At 61.8% G+C, this 25,099-nt stretch carries 29 protein-coding genes; 11 read left to right on the top strand and 18 right to left on the bottom strand.

From position 1 onward, the window contains the following. The first annotated feature begins 32 nt into the window (after positions 1-32). Positions 33-1,028: a hypothetical protein gene (locus tag KYT97_RS29910; protein WP_045069791.1), complete on the top strand. Its 996-nt coding sequence runs from the start codon at positions 33-35 to the stop codon at positions 1,026-1,028. Here KYT97_RS29910 and KYT97_RS29905 read toward each other — a convergent pair. Beyond that, complete coding sequence (locus KYT97_RS29905; protein ID WP_219111479.1) at positions 1,025-1,402, bottom strand: DUF952 domain-containing protein; 378 nt, start codon at positions 1,400-1,402, stop codon at positions 1,025-1,027. The genes KYT97_RS29910 and KYT97_RS29905 overlap by 4 nt on opposite strands. Before the next feature lie 76 nt (positions 1,403-1,478). On the opposite strand from KYT97_RS29905, the gene KYT97_RS29900 reads away from it, so the two are divergent. Both KYT97_RS29900 and KYT97_RS29895 read left to right on the top strand, forming a co-directional pair. Beyond that, a complete protein-coding gene (locus KYT97_RS29900) occupies positions 1,479-2,066 on the top strand; it encodes a TetR/AcrR family transcriptional regulator (protein ID WP_045069792.1) in 588 nt (195 codons plus the stop codon). Positions 2,067-2,076: 10 nt separating this feature from the next. Continuing rightward, positions 2,077-3,426 (top strand): cryptochrome/photolyase family protein, encoded by a 1,350-nt coding sequence (locus tag KYT97_RS29895; RefSeq protein ID WP_219111478.1) that lies wholly within the window; start codon positions 2,077-2,079, stop codon positions 3,424-3,426. A gap of 44 nt (positions 3,427-3,470) precedes the next feature. Here the strand turns inward: KYT97_RS29895 and KYT97_RS29890 are convergent, their stop codons facing one another. After that, on the bottom strand, positions 3,471-4,709 hold the full coding sequence (locus KYT97_RS29890; protein WP_219111477.1) for an MFS transporter: 1,239 nt from the start codon (positions 4,707-4,709) through the stop codon (positions 3,471-3,473). Positions 4,710-4,814: 105 nt separating this feature from the next. On the opposite strand from KYT97_RS29890, the gene KYT97_RS29885 reads away from it, so the two are divergent. Further along, the gene (locus KYT97_RS29885) at positions 4,815-5,402 is read left to right on the top strand and encodes a TetR/AcrR family transcriptional regulator (RefSeq protein WP_092806635.1); all 588 of its coding nucleotides are present in this window, start codon (positions 4,815-4,817) and stop codon (positions 5,400-5,402) included. Positions 5,403-5,430: 28 nt separating this feature from the next. On the opposite strand, the gene KYT97_RS29880 is transcribed toward KYT97_RS29885, so the two are convergent. After that, positions 5,431-6,012 carry a TetR/AcrR family transcriptional regulator gene (locus KYT97_RS29880; RefSeq protein WP_219111476.1) on the bottom strand — a complete coding sequence of 194 codons (582 nt, stop codon included), beginning with the start codon at positions 6,010-6,012 and terminating at the stop codon, positions 5,431-5,433. Positions 6,013-6,097: 85 nt separating this feature from the next. On the opposite strand from KYT97_RS29880, the gene KYT97_RS29875 reads away from it, so the two are divergent. Continuing rightward, positions 6,098-6,484: a DUF1304 domain-containing protein gene (locus tag KYT97_RS29875; RefSeq protein ID WP_033234126.1), complete on the top strand. Its 387-nt coding sequence runs from the start codon at positions 6,098-6,100 to the stop codon at positions 6,482-6,484. A 307-nt stretch (positions 6,485-6,791) separates the two neighbouring features. Here KYT97_RS29875 and KYT97_RS29870 read toward each other — a convergent pair whose 3' ends face one another. The 8 genes from KYT97_RS29870 to KYT97_RS29835 form a co-directional block, all read right to left on the bottom strand. Next, positions 6,792-7,637 (bottom strand): mycofactocin-coupled SDR family oxidoreductase, encoded by an 846-nt coding sequence (locus KYT97_RS29870; protein WP_092806641.1) that lies wholly within the window; start codon positions 7,635-7,637, stop codon positions 6,792-6,794. A 92-nt stretch (positions 7,638-7,729) separates the two neighbouring features. Beyond that, positions 7,730-9,646 carry a propionyl-CoA synthetase gene (locus KYT97_RS29865; RefSeq protein ID WP_219111475.1) on the bottom strand — a complete coding sequence of 639 codons (1,917 nt, stop codon included), beginning with the start codon at positions 9,644-9,646 and terminating at the stop codon, positions 7,730-7,732. Positions 9,647-9,772: 126 nt separating this feature from the next. Next, the gene (locus KYT97_RS29860) at positions 9,773-10,837 is read right to left on the bottom strand and encodes a hypothetical protein (RefSeq protein ID WP_219111474.1); all 1,065 of its coding nucleotides are present in this window, start codon (positions 10,835-10,837) and stop codon (positions 9,773-9,775) included. Next, entirely contained in the window at positions 10,834-12,321 is a 1,488-nt protein-coding gene (locus KYT97_RS29855; RefSeq protein WP_219111473.1) for an acetyl-coenzyme A carboxylase carboxyl transferase subunits beta/alpha, read from the bottom strand. The genes KYT97_RS29860 and KYT97_RS29855 overlap by 4 nt, the downstream gene beginning before the upstream one ends. Before the next feature lie 75 nt (positions 12,322-12,396). Then, positions 12,397-13,590: an ABC transporter permease gene (locus tag KYT97_RS29850; protein WP_092806647.1), complete on the bottom strand. Its 1,194-nt coding sequence runs from the start codon at positions 13,588-13,590 to the stop codon at positions 12,397-12,399. Then, the gene (locus KYT97_RS29845; RefSeq protein ID WP_033234131.1) at positions 13,587-14,483 is read right to left on the bottom strand and encodes an ABC transporter ATP-binding protein; all 897 of its coding nucleotides are present in this window, start codon (positions 14,481-14,483) and stop codon (positions 13,587-13,589) included. Before KYT97_RS29845 ends, KYT97_RS29850 begins: the two co-directional genes overlap by 4 nt. Positions 14,484-14,518: 35 nt before the next feature. After that, the gene (locus tag KYT97_RS29840) at positions 14,519-15,055 is read right to left on the bottom strand and encodes a hypothetical protein (protein ID WP_033234373.1); all 537 of its coding nucleotides are present in this window, start codon (positions 15,053-15,055) and stop codon (positions 14,519-14,521) included. Next, on the bottom strand, positions 15,048-15,359 hold the full coding sequence (locus KYT97_RS29835; RefSeq protein ID WP_033234132.1) for a helix-turn-helix transcriptional regulator: 312 nt from the start codon (positions 15,357-15,359) through the stop codon (positions 15,048-15,050). The genes KYT97_RS29840 and KYT97_RS29835 overlap by 8 nt, the downstream gene beginning before the upstream one ends. A 92-nt stretch (positions 15,360-15,451) precedes the next feature. Here KYT97_RS29835 and KYT97_RS29830 point away from each other — a divergent pair, with 92 nt between their 5' ends. Genes KYT97_RS29830 through KYT97_RS29820 form a run of 3 tightly spaced genes read left to right on the top strand, consistent with a single transcriptional unit; the run spans position 15,452 to position 16,895 of the window. Beyond that, on the top strand, positions 15,452-15,871 hold the full coding sequence (locus KYT97_RS29830; protein WP_045069090.1) for a hypothetical protein: 420 nt from the start codon (positions 15,452-15,454) through the stop codon (positions 15,869-15,871). A 34-nt stretch (positions 15,872-15,905) separates the two neighbouring features. Then, positions 15,906-16,319: a VOC family protein gene (locus KYT97_RS29825; protein WP_219111472.1), complete on the top strand. Its 414-nt coding sequence runs from the start codon at positions 15,906-15,908 to the stop codon at positions 16,317-16,319. Continuing rightward, positions 16,320-16,895, top strand: coding sequence for a TetR/AcrR family transcriptional regulator (locus KYT97_RS29820; protein WP_219111471.1), 576 nt, complete (start codon positions 16,320-16,322; stop codon positions 16,893-16,895). 13 nt (positions 16,896-16,908) lie between these two features. Here the strand turns inward: KYT97_RS29820 and KYT97_RS29815 are convergent, their stop codons facing one another. The 3 genes from KYT97_RS29815 to KYT97_RS29805 all read right to left on the bottom strand — a co-directional run bounded on the left by KYT97_RS29815 (position 16,909) and on the right by KYT97_RS29805 (position 20,140). Beyond that, complete coding sequence (locus KYT97_RS29815; protein WP_219111470.1) at positions 16,909-17,748, bottom strand: aldo/keto reductase; 840 nt, start codon at positions 17,746-17,748, stop codon at positions 16,909-16,911. Between the two features lie 132 nt (positions 17,749-17,880). Beyond that, entirely contained in the window at positions 17,881-19,512 is a 1,632-nt protein-coding gene (locus tag KYT97_RS29810; protein ID WP_033234137.1) for an ABC-F family ATP-binding cassette domain-containing protein, read from the bottom strand. 31 nt (positions 19,513-19,543) lie between these two features. Then, entirely contained in the window at positions 19,544-20,140 is a 597-nt protein-coding gene (locus KYT97_RS29805; RefSeq protein ID WP_033234138.1) for a class I SAM-dependent methyltransferase, read from the bottom strand. 118 nt (positions 20,141-20,258) lie between these two features. On the opposite strand from KYT97_RS29805, the gene KYT97_RS29800 reads away from it, so the two are divergent. Further along, positions 20,259-21,107, top strand: coding sequence for an aldo/keto reductase (locus KYT97_RS29800; RefSeq protein ID WP_092806665.1), 849 nt, complete (start codon positions 20,259-20,261; stop codon positions 21,105-21,107). A gap of 69 nt (positions 21,108-21,176) precedes the next feature. Here the strand turns inward: KYT97_RS29800 and KYT97_RS29795 are convergent, their stop codons facing one another. Beyond that, positions 21,177-22,328: an NADH:flavin oxidoreductase gene (locus tag KYT97_RS29795; protein ID WP_051730468.1), complete on the bottom strand. Its 1,152-nt coding sequence runs from the start codon at positions 22,326-22,328 to the stop codon at positions 21,177-21,179. Between the two features lie 106 nt (positions 22,329-22,434). On the opposite strand from KYT97_RS29795, the gene KYT97_RS29790 reads away from it, so the two are divergent. Continuing rightward, a complete protein-coding gene (locus KYT97_RS29790; protein WP_033234140.1) occupies positions 22,435-22,899 on the top strand; it encodes a MarR family winged helix-turn-helix transcriptional regulator in 465 nt (154 codons plus the stop codon). A gap of 11 nt (positions 22,900-22,910) precedes the next feature. Continuing rightward, on the top strand, positions 22,911-23,309 hold the full coding sequence (locus tag KYT97_RS29785) for a DUF5313 family protein (protein WP_242484456.1): 399 nt from the start codon (positions 22,911-22,913) through the stop codon (positions 23,307-23,309). 17 nt (positions 23,310-23,326) lie between these two features. Here KYT97_RS29785 and KYT97_RS29780 read toward each other — a convergent pair whose 3' ends face one another. From KYT97_RS29780 to KYT97_RS29770, 3 genes are read right to left on the bottom strand one after another with little or no spacing between them, the layout of a single operon-like run. Further along, the gene (locus KYT97_RS29780) at positions 23,327-24,121 is read right to left on the bottom strand and encodes an MHYT domain-containing protein (RefSeq protein ID WP_092806673.1); all 795 of its coding nucleotides are present in this window, start codon (positions 24,119-24,121) and stop codon (positions 23,327-23,329) included. Positions 24,122-24,154: 33 nt separating this feature from the next. Then, positions 24,155-24,742, bottom strand: a complete 588-nt coding sequence (locus KYT97_RS29775) for a GTP-binding protein (RefSeq protein ID WP_219111469.1) — start codon at positions 24,740-24,742, stop codon at positions 24,155-24,157. After that, positions 24,723-25,094 (bottom strand): DUF742 domain-containing protein, encoded by a 372-nt coding sequence (locus KYT97_RS29770; RefSeq protein ID WP_033234143.1) that lies wholly within the window; start codon positions 25,092-25,094, stop codon positions 24,723-24,725. Before KYT97_RS29770 ends, KYT97_RS29775 begins: the two co-directional genes overlap by 20 nt. Positions 25,095-25,099 lie beyond the last annotated feature (5 nt).

Genomic DNA, 25,099 nt, shown 5'->3' with positions numbered 1-25,099 from the left:
GGAGGAAAAACTTCCACTTAGGGAAGGTGATCATGAACGTCGAAGCTGAAGCACGGGATCGCAAGAAGCTGGTGGCCGTGGTGTTGGGCTTGTCCGCCGTGATCGGGCTGATGCTGCTCGCTTTCGTGCTGCCCTCGGTAAACAGTGGCCCGCACGAACTGAAGTTGGGCATCACCGGTCCAGTCCAGGCAACCACGCAGATCAGCGCCTCGCTCGAGGCGACCAAGCCGGGTGCCTTCGACACCCAGAACTTCGCCGATGTCGACTCCCTTCGCGACGCGATTCGCAATCGAGACGTGGTCGGCGGAATCGCCGTCGACGCGACCGGCCCTCACGTGCTGATCGCGACCGCCGGCGGTACGCCGATCGCTCAAACCCTGACCGGGGTGGCCAACGGCCTCTCGGAGGCTTCGGGGGCACAGGTGCCCGTCGAAGACGTTGTGCCGCTGACGGCGGACGATCCGACTGGTGCTGGGCTCACGGCATTGGCCCTGCCGCTGGTGTTCGGAGGAATCATGCCTGCTGTTGTTCTCGTGCAACTGTTTCCGCGCAGTATCGTCAAGCGAGTGCTGGGCGCCGTCGGCGTCGCGGTTGTCGCTGGTTTTGCACTGACTGCCATTCTGCAGTTCGGCACCAATAGCCTTGACGGAAACTACCTGCTCACCGCCCTAACGCTCACCGTGGGTATTTCGGCTATTTCGCTCCCCATTCTGGGGCTCGAATCGCTGCTCGGGATGAAGGGGTTCGCGTTAGGCGCCGTCACGATGATGTTCGTCGGCAATCCGCTCTCGGGGATGGCGACAACGGCGGCGTGGTTGCCTGCGGGTTGGGGTGCGTTGGGGCAACTGCTCCCGCCGGGCGCCGCAGGGGCATCAGTCCGCTCGATGGCCTTCTTCGACGGCAATGGAGCGGGCACACCACTGCTGGTGCTGTTGTGCTGGATTGCTGCGGGGATTGCGCTGTGCGTTGCCGCTGGCCGGAAGAAGTCGTCGATGCCGGTAGCCGAACCAGAGGCTGTGCTGGTCTAGCGGGCGTGGGTTGCGTACGGGGTCAGGTCGGGAATCGGCCAGGCCCCGTCAACGCGTTCCATGGCGAGTTCGGCGACCACGGTGTCCTCGTCCATCGGTAGAGGTCGGAGAATTCGAGGCTTTCCGGCCTCCCGTTCGACGTCGATGCCCGCGGAGGTCAGAGCGTCCTCGTCGATGACGGCGACGATCAGCGGCAGGGTCAGGTCGCCGAACACCAGATCGAGCACCGAAGCGAGTGCGTCCGGGGTGGTTGCGCGGATGAATCCCGCTTCGTCGTAACTGATTCCGCGAGTGGAGACCTCATATTCACCGAAGCGCTTGCACGCTTCCCAATCGTCTGCGATTGCGACGTGGACGAGTCGTTGTCCGGTCATGGGGTGCTCCTGTAATGTTCTAGGTAATGAAACGTCAACGTAGCATTAATTGCGTGGCACCGTAATGGGGGACTTGATGGAGCAACCTCGCCGACGAGGGAGAACCAGTGACGCCGAGCGCGCTGACCGGCGTAACGAAATCCTCGACGTCGCGGTCGACTCGTTTCGGGAAGTCGGCTTTGCGCGAACGACCATCGATGCGATTGCCACGGCGGCCGGCGTCGCCAAGCGCACCGTGTACAGCTACTTCGGCGACAAGTCTGCGGTGTTTGCAGCTGCCGTCGCACGTCAGCACTCGTACGTCGAGAATGCAGGCAGTGGCCAGTCCGACCTTCTCTCAGCAGCAGTGGATATCGTCGTCGCCTTGCACAGCGAAAATTCGATTGCACTGCACCGCATGATGATTGGTGAGGCATTGCAGTTCCCTGACCTGGCGGCAGCTTTCTACGAATCCGGCCCAGCCAAGTCGATTGCCTTCCTGGAAAAGATATTGCTGGATCAGCACGGTGAGGAGGCTGCGCTGTGCGCGGATCAGCTGTACACCTTGCTGCTCGGTGAGGAACACCGTCGGCGATTGCTCGGGGTCGCCTCCGAACCGACACCCGAGAAAGCTGGGCAACTTGCTGCTCGGGCGATGGGGTGCGTTCTGGGATCTGATCGGTAGGCTCGACGGGGTGAGCAACTCTGTGGTCTGGTTTCGACGCGATCTGCGGGTAGGTGACCTTCCTACCCTGAGTGCGGCGTCGGATGCCGGCGGTGAGGTGTTGGGGCTGTTCGTTCTCGACGAGAAACTGCTCGGACCGGCAGGGTCACCCCGCCAGGATCAACTGTTCGCCAACTTGACGGCGCTCGATCAGCAACTCGACGGACGATTGATGGTTGTTCGAGGTGATCCGGCGGACGTGGTGCCCCGTGTAGCGGAATCCGTTGGCGCCGAAGAAGTTCACATCAGTGCCGACTACGGACCGTACGGCCGGCGGCGCGACGCTGCAGTGGCGGAGCAGGTGGAGTTGATCGCGACCGGTTCTCCGTACGCCGTAGCGCCCGGACGCGTCACCAAGGCCGACGGTGATCCGTACAAGGTGTTCACGCCGTACTTCCGTCAGTGGATGGAACACGGTTGGCGGGGCCCCGCGTCGACCGATACGCAGACCGTTCGTTGGTTCGATCCGAGCGGCAAGGACGGTGGCCCGCGCCGGGTGAAGATTCCCGTGCCATCCGGCTCCGTCAGTGATTTCGTCGGTGAGGCCGGTGCGCTCGAGCAGTGGAAAGAATACTGCGAGAACGATCTTGACCGGTACGACGACGAACGCAATCGGCCCGATCTCGACACCACCAGCCGGATGTCGATTCCGCTCAAGTACGGCACGATCCATCCGCGAACCATGTTGGCAGATCTTTCCAAGCGACTCGGCGACGGCGCTCAGGCTTATCGTCGCCAGCTGGCCTGGCGAGACTTCTACGCAGACATCCTGTTTCAACGCCCCGACAGTGCACGGAAGAACTACGACAACAAGTTCGACCGCTTACGTCACGACGGTGGAGCCGACACAGACGCCGTCTTCACCGCCTGGTGTGAGGGCAAGACAGGTTTCCCGATCGTCGATGCGGGCATGCGGCAACTCGCGGCCGAGAACTGGATGCACAATCGGGTGCGAATGATCGTCGCGTCCTTCCTGGTGAAGGACCTGCACATTCCGTGGTGGCGTGGCGCGCGATTCTTCATGTCGCATCTGGTGGACGGTGACTTGGCGTCCAACCAGCACGGGTGGCAGTGGACCGCGGGGTCGGGCACGGATGCCTCGCCCTTCTTCCGCGTCTTCAACCCGATCACGCAGGGAGAGAAGTTCGATCCCGACGGCACATACGTCCGTCGGTGGGTGCCTGAACTCCGGGATGTGCCAGGCAAAGCCGTCCACTCGTTGAAAGCCATGCGACCGGCGGACTATCCGGATCCGATTGTCGACCACGCGCTCGAACGTGAAGAAGCCCTGCGGCGTTACGGCGAGATCAAGGTGGAGTGAAACCGTCGATCGATCGCTGCCGAAAGAACCAGTAGGGAGAAAATCTACTCGCGAATGGATGGCTTCGAGACTTTGCGTTCTCCGGTCATCAACAGTCCGACCAGCGCGGCGGCCGCGAGAACCATGACAAGTGCCCCGTAACCACGCGTCGTATCGATCAAGCCCACCTTGCCGACCAGATAGCCGGCCAGCAATGCCGGAAGGCTGTTGGCCAGGTATGCGATGACGTACACGGTGGACAACAGACCCGCGCGTTCGTGGTTCTCGGCGAGCGGCATGACAGTGAGGATGGTTCCCTGGAACCCCGCTCCGAAGCCGATGCCCGCAACGGCTGTACCGGCTAGAATCAATACCGCAGAAGATGTTTCAGCGCCGATGAGTGTGACGGCCACCCCGAGCACCAGTGCGGTGGTTCCGATCAGCATCACGGTCCGACCGCCGAGTGCGCGGAAGGTGAGCACCGCTGCGGCACCGAATCCCGTCAGCGTTGCGACCATGATGGCGCCGATGAGAGAGCTGTGAACGTCGAGTGCGTTGCGCGCCAACGCCGGTCCGAGTGAGAGGTAGAACCCGCCCAACGCCCAAACCGCGATCAGGCACGGTGCGGTCAACGCGATCATCGTGCGTGCTTGGCGGGGAACGGCAAGGGTGGGGCGTAGCGACTGCCAGGCTCCTGGCCGTCCGCCCGAGGTTTCCGGCGCGGCCCATACCCCGAGGATTTCGAGAGCGACCAGTACGAGGAGAACCAGGTAGACAGTGCTCGTTGGTCGGGGGAGGTGCTCACTGATGAGGCTCGAACCCACCGCGCCGACGGCAAGGCCGACTGTCGGAGCGACACTGTTGATGATGGACCCGCGGCCGGGAGTGCGTTCGAGGTCGATCAACGCAGAACCCAAAGCGCTGATTGCTGCGCCGGTGGCAACGCCCTGCACGACGCGGGCGATCAGCAGGATCGCCAAGCCGTCGGCAGAGGCGAATAACACGAGCGAGACTGCCTCGAGTGCAAGCGCTCCGAGCAGGACCGGACGTCGGCCGATGTGATCCGACAAGGACCCGGCGGTCAGGAGTGTGGCGAGTAGTGCGAGGGCGTAGATGCCGAAGACGAGCGTCGACGCGAGCGAGGAGAATCCCCACATCTGTTGGTAGTGCTCGTACAGCGGCGTCGGGGTCGCGGACGCGCCCAGGAACGTGGCGATGATGACGGCGATCAGTGTGAAAGCTGCTCCCCGACCCAGGCGCGGGCGTGCGGTGCTCTCGGTCGGTGGTGAAACGGTCGTTGTCATAGCGCTCCCGTGCGGGTGGTAAAGACCTCAAACGCAAATACTTTGCGTTTGGGACGCTACGCCTGGCAATGTCCTAATGCAACATCTTTGCGTTAGGATTGATTCATGAGTCCGTCCACAGGTCCGCGCCCCGGTGGCCGCAGCGCGCGCATCCAACAGGCTGTGCACGCGTCGGCGCGCAAGTTGTTGGAACAGCGCGATCGAGCAGAGATCACGGTCCCGATGATCGCGACCGACGCGGGTGTGACCCCGTCTACCATCTATCGGCGGTGGGGCGACATCAACGAAGTCTTTGCGGACGTCTCGATCGAGAGACTGCGCCCGGATGCCGACCCGCGTGAAACGGGTTCACTCCGAGGAGATCTGACAGTCTGGGCGCAGGAGTACCTCGAGGAGATGTCCGCGCCGGTCGGGCGTGCGTCGCTGCGAGATGTGCTCATGAGCGACGATCAAACGCACGCACCAGATGGCACCAAGAAATTCAAGTGCGCCTTCTTCTGCCGTACGCAGATCGATGTGATACTCGCGCGTTGGCCGGAAGCTGTTGCAGTGGATGGTGATTCGTTGGTGGATCATGTAGTGGCGCCGATCATCTACCGAATTCTGTTCGACCTCGAACCGGTCTCGCCGCAACGAGTCGCGGAATTGGTAGACCAGGCGCTTGCCCTCGAGGCGCGGGTCGCTACGGAGTGACGCGCGTGAGTGATTTTCGAAGAATCTGCTAACCCCAACCGAGAAGCAAGCGGCGTGCAGATTCCAGTGTTGCTGTCGCCTGGGCTGTATCAACCCGCGCCAGTACGAGCGCGCTTACGGTGCAGGACAGAAGAATTCGGGTTCGGTCCGCGAGGGTGGCGGCCGTAGCGCTCGGGAATGAGGCGTGTAACCCACTGCCGATCGCGTCGGAGAGTTCTTGCCGGTAGCTACGAATCACAGCCGCGACGGCGTCGTCGTGCGCGCCGATTCCCGCTGCTGCGTTGAGTAGCAGGCACCCGCGTCTGGGTGAATCAGGTGTCATGGTCGCGATGGCGCCGCGCAGGGAGATGAGGTAGCTGTCAACGGCGTCGGGCGTCGGATTGTCGGTCAGGCCACGCAGACGCGGGCGGATGACATGTTCGAGATACATCTGCACCGCCGAGTCGAATATGCCGCGCTTGTTTCCGAACGAGTTGTAGAGGCTCGACCGACTCAAGCCGGTTGCCGTTTCGAGGTCGGTGAGCGACGTTCCTTCGTATCCGCGAGCCCAGAACACATCCAGCGCTGCGGCAATCGCGCTGGTGGTATCGAACTCCTGTGACCGGGCCATCAAAAGCCACCCCTTTCTGTATCGTTCGGTCCAGTATATATTGGACCGAACGATACAGAATTCGCCGAAACTCAGGAGTCCACCGATGAACGTCGCCGGCTACATCTTCGCGGCACTGGCCGCAGTTGTGCACGTCTACATTTTTGTCCTCGAATCGATCCTCTGGACGGCGCCGAAGACCCGCGCCACATTCGGTGTGAAGTCGGAGGAAGAAGCGCTGACAACAAAGCCGCTGGCGTTCAACCAGGGCTTCTACAACCTTTTTCTGGCGATCGTCTCGGTGATCGGCATTGTCGTCGCAGCAACAGGTTCGGCGTCAGTGGGAATCGCGCTTGTTCTCGCGGGAACCGGGTCGATGGTTGCGGCGGGTCTTGTCCTGATCCTGTCTTCGCCGGACAAAGCGCGTGCCGCGGTCGTTCAGATGCTGTTCCCGGCTATCGCAGTGATCTTGTTGGTGATCCACCTGCTGTAAGGGTGGGACGGTCGGGATGGGTAAAAGATCCGATCCGGTTCGATAATAGGTGGTGAGAGGCTTGCCGCGTTTGTCCGAATCTGAAAAAATACCGCCGATTGGCGCGCACTTTTCCGAGAATGCTTCTATCCTGGTCTTGGGTTTGTTGCGCATCCCACACAAGAGTTTCCTACTTCAGACGAGGAGCGCCTATGAGGTTGCCGACTACTTGTTCTGTTGCTACGAAGGCTTGATCAAGCCGAGAATTGCCCCTGCCGGATGGTGCTCGAGACCCATCCGGCAGGGGCAATTTTGTGTGCCTAGCCGCCTACCCGCCGGCGAACTTTTCCGACGTGCCCAGGTCGATGGGCAACGCGATACCGGTGATTCCGCGTCCGGCAGGTCCCACCAGATAGAACACCGCGTCGGCGATCACCTCGGGATCCACCCACGGATGCGGCAGGAGATTCAGCTTCGACATGATGGGCGCGGTGTCCTCGAGAACCGGGTTTTCCAGATCTGGCCGGAATGCTCGAACCATGGGTTCGTTGTCGATCATCGTGGTGCGCACGTTGCCCGGGTGCACTGAATTGACCCGGATGTCGGCCCAGCCGAGCTCGTTGGCCAATGACTTCGCCAATCCGCGGACGGCATGTTTGGACGCCGAGTAGTGGGCGATGCCCGGCACGCCCCGCAGGCCCGCCATGGAACTGATCAGCACAATTGATCCGCCTCGGTTGCCACTCATGATGTGGGGGATTGAGACCTTTGTGGTCAACCAGACGCCGGTGACGTTGATGTCCATCAATTCACGGAATTCTTCCGGGCTCAGATCCCACGACAACTTCGCTGATGCGGCAATACCGGCATTGGCGATGACGATGTCGAGTCGGCCGAACTTCTCGACACCGGCATCGACCGCTGCTTTGAGCGCGTCATGATCACGGGTATCGGCGACGGAGGCGGAGATGCGTCGGCCCTGCGCCTCTACCAATTTGACGGTCTGAGCCAGGTCCGCCTCGGTAGCCATGTCGTATCCGGCTGTCGCGACCGGTGAGCACAGATCCACCGCGATGATGTCTGCGCCCTCGGACGCGAGGCGCACGGCGTGTGCGCGGCCCTGACCGCGGGCCGCTCCGGTGATGAATGCGACCTGTCCGTCCAATGTGCCCATGTTGATTCCCCTGCCCGTGTGACTACCTGAAACCTAGAACATGTTCATCTTGCGGGTTCTGGCGGTGCCGGGCAGGGGAACCGGAAAATTTGTTATCCGCGAAGGAGTTTCGTCAGATCTTCGAGGACGGTCGCGTCCTCGATGGTGGATGGCACTGTGTACTCCTCGTTGTCGGCGATCTGGCGCATGGTCTTGCGCAGAATCTTGCCGGAACGAGTCTTCGGTAGGGCGCCCACCACTGTTACGTCGCGGAACGTGGCGACGGCACCGATCTGATCGCGGACCCGGGCGACCAGTTCTTTGCGCAGCGTCTCTGGATCGATGTCGACGCCGGACTTGAGTACGACGTAGCCGCTGGGACGCTGTCCCTTGAGTTCGTCGTGGATGCCGATGACGGCGCATTCCGCGACTGCGGGATGGCCTGCGACAACAGCTTCCATGCTGCCGGTCGAGAGGCGATGGCCCGCAACGTTGATCACGTCGTCACTGCGGCCGAGGACGAATACGTAGTTGTCCTCGTCGATGTAGCCGGAATCGCCGGTGAGGTAGTAACCGTCGAAGGTGGAGAGATAGGACTTGACGTAGCGATCGTCGTCGCGCCACAGTCCGGCGAGTGTGCCGGGAGGCAGGGGGAGACCGATCACGATGTTGCCCTCGGTGCCTGCCTCGACGAGTTCGCCCTTGCCGTCGACGATTTCGACGCGATAGCCGGGGCACGCGACGGTGGGGGAACCGGCCTTGATCGCCATGGGTTCGAGGCCACGAAGGTTTGCGCAGATCGCCCACCCGGTTTCGGTCTGCCACCAGTGATCGATGACCGGCCGGTCGAGAACGCGGGTCGCCCATTCGTACGTGTCGGGGTCGAGGCGCTCACCGGCGGCAAACAGGGTATCGAGCGACGAGATGTCGTACTTGGCAATCTCTTTCGCATCGGGATCGGCTTTGCGGACAGCGCGGATTGCTGTCGGCGCGGTGAACAGCGCCGAGACCTTGTACTCGGAAATGATGCGCCAGAACGCGCCGGCATCCGGCGTTCCGACGGGCTTGCCCTCGTACATGACCGTCGTGGCTCCCGCGAGAAGCGGGCCGTAGACGATGTACGAGTGGCCGACCACCCAGCCGACGTCGGACGCCGTCCACCACACCTGGCCAGGGGAGATGTTGTAGAGATTCTTCATCGTCCAGGTCAAGGCAACTGCGTGTCCGCCGTTGTCGCGCACAACGCCCTTGGGCTTACCCGTGGTGCCCGAGGTGTAGAGGATGTAGAGCGGATCGGTAGCGGCGACAGAGACCGGAGCAGCCGGCGTCGAGTCGGAGATCAGCTCGTCCCAGTCGAACCACGCTGCGCCACTGGACTTGTAATCGGCCGCCGAACCCGGAATCTGCTCACGATTTTTCACGATGACGGTGTGCGCCGGTGTCGCGGAAAGCTGCAGAGCCTTCTCCACCATCGGCAGATATTCGATGGTGCGGCCCGGCTCGAGGCCACCAGACGCGGTCACCAGGACAACCGGGCCGGCGTCGTCGATACGAGTTGCGAGTTCCTTCGCGGCAAAACCGCCGAACACCACCGAATGCACTGCGCCGATGCGCGCACAGGCCAGCATCGCGATTGCTGCTTCGGGGATCATCGGCATGTAGATGATGACGCGATCGCCCGCCACAACACCTTGGTCGCGAAGCACACCGGCAAACAGTGACACCTGCTCGAGCAGTTCCGAGTACGTGTACGTGGCCTTGGTGGGGACCATCGCGGAGTCGAAGATCAGTGCGGTCTGATCGCCGCGGCCGTCACGGACGTGGCGATCGAGAGCGTTGAAGCTCGTGTTCAGCGACGCACCCGGAAACCAGCGGTAGACGGGCGCCGCGGAATCGTCGAGAGCTGAAGTGGGAGCCACATCCCAGTCGACTGCCTGCGCAGCGTCGAGCCAGAACTTTTCCGGCTGGTCCATGCTCTCGCGGTACGCGTCGGCATAGGTGGTGTGGGACGCCGGCTGGCTCTCGCTCATCGATGTGGGTCCTTTCCTCAACTTCGGACATCTGTGACGGGAAACACCTTAGGCCAGGTAGGGAACAGATTGGCGCCGAGGATGGCCGGGGAGGTTCCTTTGCGCTGGACGGGCTCGATTTGTCGGTCAGTGGCGGGTTTCGAGCGCGGGGTCGGGAGCCGGCGCGAGTTCTGCCTCCTCGCGTCGAATCGTGACGCGGAGTACGGCGAGCAGGAACAGCGAGAGAACAAATCCGGTGAGGGCGCCGAACTGATCTTGGGCAAACAGGAACACCTGCGTCACGAGAAGGTTGACGACGATGGAAGCCCGCAGCAGTCGCAGCGCGCGTAGGTAGCGTCCGCGGAACAGGAACCACACACCGAGAATGACCAGGATTCCGGCGGTAATACTCGACAGCAGAACCACAAGATCGGAGATGTCCTGCGCGATGATCTCCTCGTCGGTCACAAACGCGACGACGACGCTGATCACTGCGCTGAGTGCGTCCAGGACAAAGATTGCCAGCACGACGCGACGGACTATTCGATGACCGACAAAGGCGTCGAGGCGGGCCGAGACCGAGTTGCGCCACTGTGTGATCCGCGATTCGATACCGTCGCCGGTGGGGGTGTGTGAGTGCAGACCAGCCCTGATCGAACCGGCCAAGTCGGCAAGCGTGGGGTCGCGGACTCCGTCGAGAACGCGCAGTGCATGGTTGTAATGAACGGTATCCAGTTGTCCGAGAGCAAGATCCGACAGCGCTCGCGCGCCGATGGACAGTCGATGGCGGTCGTTCATGCCGCGCCGGATCACCACTTCACGCGCTACCAGGTAGAACAGAACAAAGACGACGTACATGATGGCAATGGCGGGTTGGTAGAAGTAGTTGACGTCGGCCGTGACGAACTTGCCGATCTCGTCGATGAACAACCCGAATCCGATGCCGCCGATCAGCGATGCGCGGTCGCGGATTCGACTGCCTTCCGTGATGGCTGTCATGACGATCGCGACCGCCATCAGCAGTCCGCCCCACAGAACGTGCGCGATATGCAGTGCACCGCCGCCGATCTGGGGATATCCCATGGCAGCGAGGTAGGCGCGGGTGATGAGCACCGTGGCAATCGAGGCGAAGAGGAACACTTCGAAGCGCGCCAGCGCGGCGCGGTCGTAGCTGTGCGTCAGTACGCTCGGATCGGTCGCCTTCGGATTCACCGGGGTACCCCCAAATTACGATAGCGAGAGATCCGCGCAGAGGTTCTGTCGACGGTGGATTCAGTTGCCAGCAAGGCGAGTTCGTGAGAGATTGCCGCCCCGACGCGTTTGGAGAACTCGACGGGTTCGTCTGCCGCATCGGGCCGTTCGGGGATGATGGCGTCGACGATGCCGTCACGTAGAAGGTCCGACGATCGAATTCCCTGGGCCGCGGCCATCTGCGGAGCGTGGGTGATGTCGCGATGCACGATCGCACTGGCGCCTTCGGGTGGCAGTGGGGCGAGCCAACCGTTCTGTGCGGCCAACACCCGATCGGCCGGCAGAAGCGCCAATGCGCCGCCGCCAGTGCCCTGACCGAGAAGCACCGAAACCGTGGGCGTCTTCAGCATCACGAGATCTGCTATGCAGCGGGCGATTTCGGGAGCCAGTCCGCGTTCTTCAGCCTCCTTGGACAGCGATGCTCCGAGCGTGTCGATCACGAGAACCAAGGGAAGTTGTAGTTCTTCCGCCAGTTTCATGCCGCGTCTCGCCTCACGCAGGGCCGCAGGCCCCATGGTGTTCTGGGTTGACTGCCCACTGCGATCCTGCCCGAGCAGGATGCAGGGGTAACCTCGGAACCTGGCGAGCGAGAGCAGGATCGTCTTGTCGGTCTCACCTTGGCCCGTGCCACTGAGCGGTACCTGTTCGGTGGCAGCATGGCGCAGTAGTTGCCGGATACCCGGACGGTCTGCGCGGCGGGACAGCATCACCGACTGCCAGGCCGGAACGTCGGGAATTTCGGGAATATCTGCGGATTCGGGTGCTGACGGCGCCGGGGGATCGCTGAGAACACACAGTGCTCGATTGACCAGCAGGCGAAGACGTTCGACGGGCACCACACCGTCGATTACGCCGTTGCGGTACAAGTTCTCCGACGTTTGAATGCCCTCGGGGAACTTTTCGCCGTACAGCGACTCGTAGACACGTGGTCCGAGAAAGCCCACCAGTGCGCCGGGTTCGGCAATGGTGATGTGACCAAGCGATCCCCAAGAGGCAAATACGCCACCGGTGGTGGGGTTGCGCAGGTAAACCAGATACGGCAGATGTGCCCCCTTGTGGAGTGCAACAGCCGCAGCGATCTTGACCATCTGCACGAAGGCAACGGTGCCCTCCTGCATCCTGGTTCCGCCGGACGTGGGGGAGGCCAGGAGCGGAAGTTGTTCTGCCGTGGCACGTTCGACGGCCGCCGTGATTCGTTCCGCTGCGGCGACGCCGATCGAGCCCGCGAGAAAGCTGAAATCGCAGGCGATTACCGCGACCCGACGCCCACGAACGGTGCCGACGCCGGTAGTGACCGACTCGTCGGCACCGCTCTTTTCCCGAGCTTTGGCAAGGTCTGCGGCGTACTCCGGGCCGGGATGGACGTCGAGCGGCGCCACGTCCCAGGAGGCGAAGCTCCCTGGATCGAGTACCTGCGCCAGTAATTCCTCGGCCGAGATTCGCACAACACCCTCCGTATCAGGTAAGCACCTTCGCTGCGGACGAACCTACGGGGCGAAGTGCGTGAGTGTGAAACCGGATCAGCGGCCGAAGGCTTCCTTCCACGAGACGACCTTGCCGATGCGAAGGATGGAGCGCTGGTAGATCTTTGCCGCGATCATCGAGAAGATGACGGTCACAGTCACCATCAGCACGATGGTGCCCACGATCTGGAATGGCGTTGCCACACCCGCAGCGATCCGTAGCGGCATGAGGATGGCGGAGAACGGCGGAATCCAACTGAGAACGTTGCTCAGAGTTCCGTCCGGATTTCCGACGGTGGAGAACGCGATACCGAACATCGCCACGATGAGTATCACCAGTGGTGCGGCTGTGGCATTGACATCTTCCTGCCGCGACACCATGGAACCCGCGGCGGCATAGAGAACGGCAAAGAATGCGAACCCGAGAATGAACCAGCCGATGGTGCCGATCAGCACGCCGATCGCGGTTCCGGTCACAGTCAGAAGCCCGGTTGCCAGGCCCGTGCCAACTCCGGCTATCGCGTACGCGGCCAGCTGGAGTAGTCCCACCGCACCGATTCCGAGTACCTTGCCCCACAACAACTGCAACGGCCGAAGCGTCGAAAGTAGCAGTTCGACAACACGACTCGACTTTTCCTCCACGACACCCATTGCCACGTAGGTGCCGAACAACATGATCTGCATGTACAGCAGCGCCACCGCTGCAACGGACAGCGCGATGCGCTGACCCTGCTCGGGGTCTGGCGGATCGAGAGTATCGACGGTGACCGTGGCGGCTGCCGTGGCGTTGGCAAGCTGCGCCGGATCGACTCCCGCCTCGGTCAGCGCGGTCGATTGCGCTTGCTGGGCAACGGAACTCTCGACTACCACTCGCAGGTTGGTGTCGATTTCCTTGTTCGTGACGACGGTGACGCTACCGCCGTCGCCCGGTACGACTGCGAGGTCGAGGTTTCCGTCCTTCACGTCGGTGCGGGCTGCTTGCTCGTCGCTGTACTCCTTCACCTCGACCGGAGTTCCGATCGCGTCGCCGGTGGTGACAAGAGTCTGCGAGAGCGACTGATCGCCCACCACACCGATCGTGGACTTGCTGTCGTCACCGCCGGAGAACAGCGAGATGCCGATGATGCCACCGACAATCGCGATCAGAATGATGATGTTGCTGATCAGGAAACTCTTTTTGGCTATCTGCGTGGTGAATTCGCGCCGCGCGACCAACCCCACAGCGCGGGCCCCACTCAACTGTGTACTCACGCTGCAACCACCTCGCGGAACAGATCGGTCAACGACGGGCGTCGACGGGTGAATTCGTGAACCGGGCCCGTTTTCAGAGCAGCGTGCAGGATCTGCTGATCGTCAGCGGTGGCGTCGACGCTCAGGAGCGTCCGTCCACCGCCGTGGCTGATTGCCGAGACGCCGATGAGGTGATCGGCCCAGCCGGCGGGAGCGTCGGGCGCATGCACTTCGAGCTGGGCATTTCCCTTACCGCGCAACTCGTTCACTGTTCCGATCTCGCGCATACTGCCCCGGCTGATGATGCCCACACGATCACACAGGCGCTCCACCAGTTCGAGTTGGTGGCTGGAGAATATGACGGGCACGCCCGTGCGCGCCTTTTCGACCAGGACTTCACTCATGACGTCGACAGCTACCGGGTCCAAACCCGAAAAGGGTTCGTCCAGCACCAGTACCGCGGGATCGTGAACCAGTGCGGCGGCGAGTTGCACACGTTGCTGATTGCCCAGCGACAACGAGTCGACGGTGTCCTTGACTCGACCGGCGATGTCCAAGCGTTCCGTCCAGCGCTCTGTTGCCGCCCGTGCGTCAGCCTTGGACAGGCCGTGTAATTCTGCGAGGTAGGACAATTGGGTGCCCACCTTCATTTTCGGATACAGTCCACGTTCTTCCGGCATGTACCCGATGGTTCGGCGGACATCGAGGTCGACAGGTTTGCCGCCGAGTCGGACCTCCCCGGAGTCGGCCGCAAGCACACCGAGGGCGATGCGCATGGTCGTCGTCTTTCCGGCGCCGTTACTGCCGACAAACCCGAAGATCTCCCCTGGATGCACCTCGAAGCTGAGGTTGTCGAGCGCAACGACGTCGCCGTAGCGTTTCGAAATGCCGTCGATCGTGAGGGTGGCTGGCATGGTTCCTTCCCATCGGTCGAAATGTTCTACTGCGGTCAGTCTGTGTCGCCAGGTTCCGGATCGGGTTGCGTCCAGGCAATGATCATCGCCGGTGTACATGCGCCGATCAGCATCGCGGTGATTGCCATCCCACCTCCCGAGTACGCCAGTCTCTCTACATTCCACCCCACTGTCGAGGTGAAAATCAGGAATATCGCGACAATGAAGACCAACGTTTGGGTTACGGTCAGCGCGATCGAGCGGGCACTGTTGCGCTGCTGGATCTCCCATTCGTCCAGCGCATCACGTGGCGCGTCGCCCTGACGCCCTGAGACCACTTGCACAGATGTCCACAGGGGCAGAAATATGAATGTAAGCGGCACCCAGAGCAGGGGAGCCACCGTGGTGTTGAAAAGAAAAGCGACTGCCAAGACGATCATCGCGGTGAATACGACGCCGAGCGCGGTCACGAGCACCCGTCGGCGCCGACGGGTGCGCCACTTCGGCAACCAATGCCGGAAAGTTTCCTCTTGCTGCAGGAACTGTCTGGTGCGGCGCGCCTGGTAGCGGTCGATCAGATTTAGTTCAATCAGATTCGTTTGGGACACTGGTCTTTTCGCTCCCTTCGGTGATCCGGCCCGGTCGGTAGACCTCGGTGGACAGGGGGCCGAACTCCGCGCGGGAGAACACCGCTTCCACCGGGAGGTCGAACACGTCGCAGATGCGGAACGCGAGATCCAGGCTGGGGTAGTGGTCGCCGCGCTCGAGCGCGCCGACGGTCTGGGGATTTACATCGACAAGGTGTGCCAGCTGCGCCCGAGTCATCTTTCGCTCGGCACGAAGTACACCGATGCGATTGAAGATGGGGAGCGAGGCTCCCCGCCGGACTGGGCTCATGCATCAAAGTGTTGTAAAAACCCAACGTTTTGTCAAGGATTCTGCATCCCGAAGTCATGCCGGCATGTGCCGATCGGATTAGGGTTTGCGATATGGCTACGGATGAATTGGTGCTCGAGAAGTCCCACGTTGTGATTCAGGTGCTCGAGGACGGCAGCTACAGCGTGGGGTCGCAAGGCCGGGACGAGGTCTGGCACGCGCCGATGGAAAAAGGTGCCGTCGTCGGCATCGGGCAGCACACGCCCGGCGACGTCGAGGGTGAATCGTGGTGGGTGGTGTACGGGCAATCCGATGCGCAGGCCGACGTGACGGTTCGCCTCGAGGACGGTTCCCACGTTCCGGTACTGCGCATCGGCGACATCTTCGTTTGTGAATGGGTGAGTGTGCCGCAGCGGGCGTTGCTCTATCGATCAGATCGTCCGGTGGAGTCTCAGCCGACCAACTTGTCGGTGCTCTTTGCTCGTCCGCGGTTCATGCCCAACGCGCCGTTCCCGGAGAACGATCGCCTGTAGAGGGTGTTACGGTACGTACTGTACCGTTTAGAATATGACGTCCTGGCCCGCAGAACTTCCCGTTGTTCAACTGCGCATTGCGCGCCCCACCGATCGGCTTGCCGAGGTAATTGCCTTCTATCGCGATTGTGTGGGCTTTGCCGAGTTGTATCGATTTGCCGGGCATGCGGGATACGACGGCATCATGCTCGGGCTGCCGGATGCGAGTTATCACCTCGAATTCACTACCCACGAGGATGGCAGCCCATGTCCGGCGCCGACCCGCGACAATCTGCTGGTTCTGTACTTCACCGGAGAGTCTGCGATGTACGAGGTGGTGCAGCGGTTGGGTGAGGCCGGGCATGAATCGGTCGAGTCCGAGAACCCGTACTGGATCGAGAACGGCGGCATGACCTTCGAGGATCCCGACGGATGGCGCCTGGTCCTCATGCCGCGGCCGGTGCTCTAAATGGTGCGCACGCGTGACGACCGTATCGACGACGCCGTCATTACCGCAGCTTTGGAGTTGTTGGCAGAGAAGGGGTATGCCGAGCTGTCGATCGGATCAGTCGCATCGAGAGCCGGTGTTCACAGGCCTGCGATTTACCGGCGATGGCCGTCCAAGCGGCATCTGGTTGTCAATGTTGTTTTCGGACAGATCGGTATCCATCCGACGCCGGATACCGGCGATCTTCGCGCCGATCTGATCGCCGGCATCACGACTGTGGTTGTGGGACTGCGGGACACCGTTGTCGGCTCCGTGCTTCCAGCGCTGGTTGCGGACCTGGCGGCAGACCCGGAACTGGCCAGCACTTTCCGTGAGTCCTTCTTCGAGCCGCGTCGCAATTCCACTGCGGCAGTGCTGGAATCGGCGCGCGTCCGGGGCGAGATTCGTGGGGACTTCGACCTGGATTTTGTGCTCGACGCACTCGCAGCACCAGTCTATTATCGGGCGCTGTTCCGGCACTTACCCCTGGACGTGCACCTTGCGGAGCAGGCGGTCGATACGGTCCTGCTCACATTGGCACCGCGCGAAGAATCGTGATTTCTTTTTCGGCTCAGTTCAATTCGAGCGGATCTGGACCGACACGAATGTTCGTGTTCAGCGCGTCGATTGCTGCCGACTGATCGGCGCTCAGAGCAAAGTCGAAGATATCGGCGTTGTCGCGCATGCGCTGCGTTGTCACTGTCTTGGACAGTACGGTGTGACCCTGTTCGACGTGCCAGCGCAAAATGACCTGCGCCGGCGATTTGCCCAGTGCCGCAGCGATGTCGACGATCGTCGGATCATCGAGGATGGTGCCCTGGCCGAGCGGGCTCCACGCCTCGATCTCGATACCGCGGTCTTGTGCATATTTCCGCGATGCGTGCTGTGCCAGCCTGGGGTGCAGCTCGATCTGGTTGACGGCGGGTGTGATCGAACTGCGCTCTGCCAGCAGATCGAGGTGCTCGGGGAGGAAGTTGGAGACGCCGATTGCTCGGGTACGTCCGGAGGCGAGGATCTCCTCGAACGCCGCCCAGGTCTGCGCGATCAGGCCTTTGCCCGGCGCCGGCCAGTGGATCAGGTACAGGTCGACGTAGTCCAGGCCGAGCTTGGTCAAACTGGTGTCGAACGCTGCCAATGTGCGGTCGCGGCCCTGATCGTCGTTCCACAATTTGGTGGTGACAAACAGTTCGTGTCGGGGGATGTCCGAGGCCGCGATTGCGCGGCCGACGCCGGCTTCGTTTCCGTAGATCGAAGCGGTGTCGATGTGGCGATATCCCAGGTCGAGGGCGGTAGCGGTGACATCCTCGGTCTGCTCGTCCGGAACTTGGAACACGCCGTATCCGAGTTGCGGAATGGTGATCGGTTCGCCGGTGGTTCCGTGGGTCAGTGTGCGGTCGGGTATCGACAACATCGTGGGTGCCTTTCGAGACTCGAGGTGCAGCGACGGCCTTCTAGGCCGCAGCGACCTATGCCGCGCATGCAACTATTGCGTGCGCCGGATAAATAGTTGCACACGCGTGTTGTCTGCGCAAGCGCGGGACTGCTACTCCTCGAAAAGTTGCCCGTCGTCCATACGCCACTTCCGGGTGCTGCGAGTGGAACTGAGCATCCGGCGATCGTGAGTGACAAGAAGCAACGTGCCCTCGAAGGATTCCATTGCCTGCTCGAGCTGCTCGATCGCCGGCAGGTCGAGGTGGTTGGTGGGCTCGTCGAGCACGAGCAGGTTGACCCCGCGGGCCTGGAGCAAAGCCAGTGCCGCCCTGGTTCTTTCGCCGGGGGAGAGGGACGCTGCCGACCGCAGCACGTGATGCCCGCGTAGACCGAATTTGGCGAGGAGAGTACGGACGTCGGCGTCGGGCCACTCCGGAACCTGGGCACCGAAAGCCTCGACCACCGGCTGATCACCCTCGAACAGCCCTCTGGCCTGATCGATTTCGCCGATAGCGACACCGGATCCGAGGGAAGCGATTCCCTCGTCCGGAGTGAGTTTGCCGAGCAGGACATTCAATAGGGTGGTCTTACCGGCGCCATTGGCGCCGGTGATGAGAATGCGGTCACCCCAATCGATTTGCGTCGTGACGGGTCCGAAGGTGAACTGGCCGCGGGTTACCTTGGCGCCGTTGGTGGTTGCGACCACAGATCCGGATCGGGGAGCGGCCGCGATTTCCATGCGCAACTCCCATTCCTTGCGAGGCTCCTCCACCACGTCGAGGCGCTCGATGCGGCGCTGAGTCTGACGGGCTTTGGCCGCTTGCTTTTCCGTCGACTCGGTACGCAATCCGCGGCCGATCTTGTCGTTGTCCTTGGCCTTACGGCGCGCATTGCGTACGCCGTGTTCCATCCAGTTGCGCTGCATCTGGGCGCGATCTTCGAGTTCGGACCTGGTGCCCGCATATTCTTCGAACGCCTCGCGGGCGTGCTGGCGAGCAATCTCACGCTCAGCAAGGTACGACTCGTACCCGCCGTCGTAGACGGCGATATTCTGTTGTGCCAGATCAAGTTCCACGATTCCGGTGACGGTGCGCGAAAGGAACTCGCGGTCGTGGCTCACCACAACCAGGGCCGCTCGCGTTTCTGCGACAAAGCGTTCGAGTTGCTCGAGGCCACGCAGATCGAGATCGTTGGTGGGCTCGTCGAGCAGCAGGATGTCGTAGCGAGAAAGCAGCAGCGACGCGAGGCCGGCGCGAGCCGCCTGACCACCGGACAGTGCCGTCATGTGTGCATCGAGGGGAACTCCGAGGCCCAGTTCGTCGACAACTTTCTCCGCGCGTTCCACCAGGTCTGCGCCGCCGAGTGTGAGCCAGCGCTCGAGCGCCGGCGAGTACAGGTCTTCCGCGGAATCCGCGAGGGTTTCCGCAGCGGCATTCATGACGTCTTCGGCGTGCGTGACTCCGGTGCGTCGGCCCAAGAATTCGAGAACGGTCTCACCTGCGATGCGGTCGGGTTCCTGCGCCAGGTAGCCAACAGCGGCGTCGGGTGGGCTGAGGGTGATCGACCCCTCCACATCAGCGGTTCCGGTTCCGGCCAGCGCTGTCAGGAGCGTCGACTTGCCCGCGCCGTTGGCGCCGACAAGGCCGATGACGTCGCCGGGGGCGACGGTGAGATCGAGATCGGAGAACAGGGTGCGTTCTCCCCGGGAAGCTGAGAGTCCGCTGATGCGCAGTGTTGCAGTCACAGGTGAAGTATCCCCTGTGCTGCGCACAGCGTCAGCGTCGCACCAGGTGATACCAGCACGGATGGGCCGCACGGGCAGGCAACGGCGCATCGGCCATATCGGCCGGATCACTCGACACCATGGTCCAGCCGTCGAAAGCTCGGGCGACGTCGTCCTTCGACACGCCATGCGGCATCGGCCATCGATGGCCTGGACTGAAGGCGAACATGATCAACGACGCTTCCGGTGCCGTGACGGCATTGACGGACTCCGCGTATTCACCGCGCTCGTGATCGTTCAGGCCGTGGAAGCATCCGATGTCCAGGACCAGCATGTGACCCGGGTCGACTGCGATGTGCAGATCGGTTGCGTCCTCATGCAGGAACCGAATGTTCGAGTGGGCCTCGCGGGCCCGGATCCGTGCTTTGTCCAGAGCTTCCTGCTCGTTGTCGACTCCGGTGACCTGCCAGCCACGCTTTGCCATGTCGATGGAGTGCTTTCCGGTTCCGCATCCGATGTCGAGGGCGCGCCCGTTGTCGGGGACGGGGATAAAGTCGAGTAGAGCGGACAGTTGGGTGTCAAAACCTCGCCGGGTGTGCTCCCACGGAGTCACTCCCACTTTGTAGGCGAGATGGTAGGGAAGATTCATCGCCGTCCCTTTCCCTCGAGGAGATTTCAAGGCGTGTCTTCCAAGGTAGACGGGGTTTTCGGGCAGGACAAGGGGGCATGCGCGGGAACACTCCACCGGTTTGCCGCGTTGACTGGGTATGACCGAACCACAAGACGTGACCACTGTTCCGAGCATTGTGTTGGCCGACGGCAAGGCCATACCCGCTTTGGGATTCGGTGTCTTCCAAGTGCCGGACGACCAAACTCGAGACGCCGTATCAACCGCCTTGCAGGCTGGTTATCGAAGTATCGACACCGCCAAGATCTACGGAAACGAGGCCGGTGTCGGGCAGGCGATTGCCGAGTCCGGTATCAACCGCGAAGACCTCTACATCACCACCAAACTGTGGAATGACGATCAGGGATACGAGTCGACGCTGGCGGCATTCGACGCGAGCCTCGAGCGACTCGGCCTCGATTACCTCGACCTCTACCTGATCCACTGGCCGGTGCCGTCGCAGGACCTTTACGTCGACACGTTCAAGGCATTCCAGAAGCTCAAGGCCGATGGTCGGGTGCGGTCGATCGGTGTTTCGAACTTCACCGTCGACAACCTCGAACGGGTGATCGGGGAGACGGGTGAGGTGCCGGTCCTCAACCAGATCGAATTACACCCCAAGTTCAACCAGTCCGAACTTCGCGCCTTCCATACCGGCAAGGGAATTGCCACCGAGGCGTGGAGTCCGCTCGGCCAAGGCACTCTGCTCACGGATCCCGTCATCACCGCGATCGCCGACGCCCATGGCGTGACCGCCGCTCAGGTTGTCATTCGTTGGCATCTGCAGATCGGCAACGTCGTGATCCCCAAGTCGGTGACACCGTCGCGTATCAAGGAGAACTTCGACGTCTTCGGATTTGCATTGACGCCGGACGAGATCAATGCCATTGGATCACTTGATGATCCGGCCGGTCGAATCGGTCCGAACCCGGCGGTGTTCGGGAGCTAGATCAACGAATACCTGCAATAAGGCAACGGCACTCCCACTATCGAGTGGGAGTGCCGTTGCCGTGTCGGATCAGTTCAGATGTGTGCGGTGCTCTGCGGTGAAAGCGATGTGTTCATCGGTGCGTCCGGTGCGGAGTTTCTCCACCCACTCGGGGTCGGCGAGAAGTGCGCGCCCGATGGCGACCATGTCGAATTCGCCGTCCTCGTACTGAGCTTCGAGACGCTCCAGTCCGGTGACATCGGATGCCGCGTCGGCGGTGAAGGCCGTGGTGAACACAGAATCGAGCCCGATGGATCCGACTGTGATGGTGGGCAGGCCGGTCAGCTTCTTCGTCCAGCCGGCGAGTCCAAGTTTGCTGTCGTCACCGCCCAGTTCGGCGAACGCCGGCTCCCAGTGTCGCCTCGTCGACGGGTGCAACACATCGACTCCCGCATCGACCAGCGGAGCGAGGATGCGCCCCAGTTCCGCCGGACTCTGGGCGATCCGAGCGTCGTACTGACCGGACTTCCACTGCGAGAAACGGTAGACGATCGCGAACTCGTTTCCGACAGCCTCTCGGATGGCAGCGACAACCTCAGCCGGGAAGCGAGTTCTGGCTTCGAGCGATCCGCCATATGTATCTGTGCGGACATTTGTTCCAGCCCAAAGGAATTCGTCCAGTAGGTAGCCGTGCGCGCCGTGTAGTTCCAGGCCGTCGAATCCGGTGCTCTGTGCGTTGAGGGCGGCATCTACCCAGGCCTGCTTCAGTGTTTCGAGATCAGACGTGGTGAATTCTCGTCCCAAGCGCGTGCCGTCGAGCGCCAAACCGGACGGGCTGACGGTCTCGGCCTCGGGATTGAGGCGGGAGTTCTCGCCGCGCTCGACACCCAGATGCCAGAGTTGCGGAATGATGGATCCGCCCTCGGCGTGGACGGCGTCGACAACCGAGCGCCAGCCGTCCAGGCTCGAGTCGCCGTAGATGCGCGGAACTCGGGTATGCGGGCCGGCGGCGGGGTCTGGGATGTACGTGCCTTCGGTGATGATCAGGCCGACACCACCGGCTGCCCGACGACGGTAATACTCGGCTACGTCGGCTCCGGGAATTCCGTCGGGCGAGAACGCGCGGGTCATCGGGGCCATGGCAAAGCGGTTACGCAACGAGAGTGATTTCACCTCGAAGGGCTGGAAGAGGCCGCGCAACGCGGAGGCCTCGGGGGCGTTCGAAGTGGGGGAAAGAGTCACAGGTCTGTTCAACGTGGCGGCCTCGACGACTATTCCGGGTGATGGCAGTCGATATTAGTTAGTGCAGTATTAGTTATCGCACTAACTAATCTGCTACGGTGTACTCATGACCACGCAGGAGTCGCTCACCGATCCGCTGGCACTCGACCGCCAGGTGTGTTTTGCGCTCGCCGTTGCGAACCGGGCCGTGCTGTCCGTGTACCGTCCGTTGCTCGAGCCGATGGGCCTCACGCATCCCCAGTATCTCGTGATGCTGGCGTTGTGGGGGAAGGCCCCGATGGCGGTCAAGGAAATCGGGCAAGCATTGCAACTCGATTCGCCGACGCTGTCACCGCTGCTCAAGCGTCTCGAGGCGTCCGGGCTGATCACGCGAACGCGGAGCCGGGCTGACGAGCGCCAACTCGACGTCGATCTCACCGAAGCTGGTGCAGCTTTGCGGAGCGAGGCGGAGAAGATTCCGCCGGCAGTGGTGGAGAAGCTTGGTGTGGGACTAGCTGAACTCGAAGAACTTCACACGGTGCTCACGCGTGTCAATGAAGCCGCGTTGCGTGCTGGAGCACTAGACCAATGAAAGGTAAGGATATGTCTACCGTGCCCGCAGGAAAACAGCGCACGTCACCGAATCCTATTCAGTGGCTTGGCTATTCGTTCGGTCGCAAGTTGCCGGATTCCATGCAGGAATGGGTGCGCAACGATCTGATCGGCGATTGGGCGGTGCCACGTCACCTCGTCCGCAGCATGGTGCCGTTCCTGCCGGTTTTTGCGGTTTTCATGCTGTTCCCGGGTCCGTGGGCGCTGCGAGCGTCCATGGTGCTTCTCGGAGTATTGCTGGCGTTGTTCTATTCCGTTTCCTACATGGCGCAGAACAGGTCTCGTCGACTCGAACGCCACGGCCTGCCCGCGGATCTGGAAAACCCGAAAAAGGTCACTCGTCACGACGCCGAGAAGGCCGCATACGACAAGCTGTACGGCCACAGTTAGTCGGGGCCGTACGAACTTCAGTCCCTAGTTGCGAATTCGCGTGCCTCGAATGCCAGATCGTCTGCAGCGGAATCCATGCGGGCGATCTCGCGATCAGGCACCGTCAGGACGGCGACGATCGGCACTGCCATCGCAAGAAGTCCGATGACAAAGACGGGGAAGAGGAACGCGAACACCTCGAGCCCGACGGGTGCGGGGGCGGACGTGTCGTGGACAACCTCCACCGCTGCCATACCGGTGTAGTGCATGCCGACCACGGCGACACCCATGATCACACCGGCGATCAATCGCATGACGGTGGATTCCATCACCATCGTGAACCACAACGCGGCGGTGCCGGCCACAACGGCGATCACCAGTGACAGTGCGACGAAGTACATGTTGTAGTTGATCTCACCCTGAAATCGCAAGGCCCGCATACCCGTGTAGTGCATGATGTTGACCGCGATGCCGACGAGGAAGCCGGCGGCCAGGAGCCGAGACCAGCGGAATTCTGTGCCGACGATCAACAAGCCGACAAATACTGCGGTCACGGACATCAGCGCCGAAATGATCGTCCAGGTCAGACTGTAGCGAATGGGACTGCCGGGCACGGCAAACCCGAGCATTGCGATGAAGTGCATCAACCAGATACCGACACCGCCGATGGACAGTGCGCCCATGAACAACCAGCGCAAGCGAGCTGCCGGGTGGGTGGCCGCCGCGCCGTGTCGGGTGCATGCCAATCCGATGACCGATCCCGAGACTGCAACGGCGAACGCCAGTCCGAGCAGCCAGATTCCCATCGAGAAATGGTGCATTTCATCCGACATGCCAGTTCCTTAGGTTTGTTGTTGTCAGAGGTGTCAGTACAGTGCTGCGGCCGCGATACGTTCGAGCGCGTACTCGGTGATCGTGATCAAGGCCTGCTTCGCAGATTCCCGGTTACGCGCGTCGATTTCGATCATCGGGACGCGGTTGGGCAGCGCGAGAGCCTGACGAAGATCACTCGCGGCGTGGATCGGAGCTCCGTCAAAACGGTTGACTGCCACGATGAACGGCAATCCGCGTGATTCGAAGAAGTCGACAGCGGCAAAGCTGTCTTCGAGGCGACGTGTGTCGACGAGGATGACCGCTCCGATGGCGCCGGTGATGAGGTCGTCCCACATGAACCAGAACCGTCGTTGACCCGGTGTGCCGAACAGGTACAGGACCAAATCGTCGGCCAGCGTAATGCGGCCGAAATCCATTGCAACTGTTGTGGTGTCTTTGTTCGGTGTCGCGCCGAGGTGGTCGATGCCGTCACTGGCGTCTGTCACCAATGCTTCGGTGCGCAGCGGCACGATCTCGGAGACCGTCCCGACAAGGGTGGTCTTTCCGACACCGAAGCCGCCGGCGATCACGATTTTCGTCGAGGTGACGCGAGATGATGCGTCAGAGTGCCCGAAGTCCACTGAGGGTCCTTTCGATCAATTCGCGGCGCTCGACCGCAGTCGCATCGCTTCGCAGAGTGGCTTGTACTTCCAATGCCCCGGCGACGATCAGATCCGCCACCAGGACTCGGGCCACCCCGATCGGAACACCAAGGTGTGCACCGATTTCCGCGATGGAGATCCGCTGCTCGCAGAGGGAGACGATCGAGGTGCGAATGTCTTCAGGTGCAAGGCGCCCAGCGACGGCATCCTCCATCGTCGCGACAATCGCTTCGATGGGGAGGTCGATGGACGGCTGAGTCCGACCTTCGGTGAGCGCGTATGGACGAACCAGACTCGGTTCGGGGTCAACGCGTTCGGGGTGATTGGACATGAGTA

The sequence above is a fragment of the Rhodococcus globerulus genome, from assembly GCF_019334125.1.
In the GTDB taxonomy this organism is placed as follows: Bacteria; Actinomycetota; Actinomycetes; order Mycobacteriales; family Mycobacteriaceae; genus Rhodococcus_F; species Rhodococcus_F globerula.
This window is presented reverse-complemented; position numbering and strand designations above follow the sequence as displayed.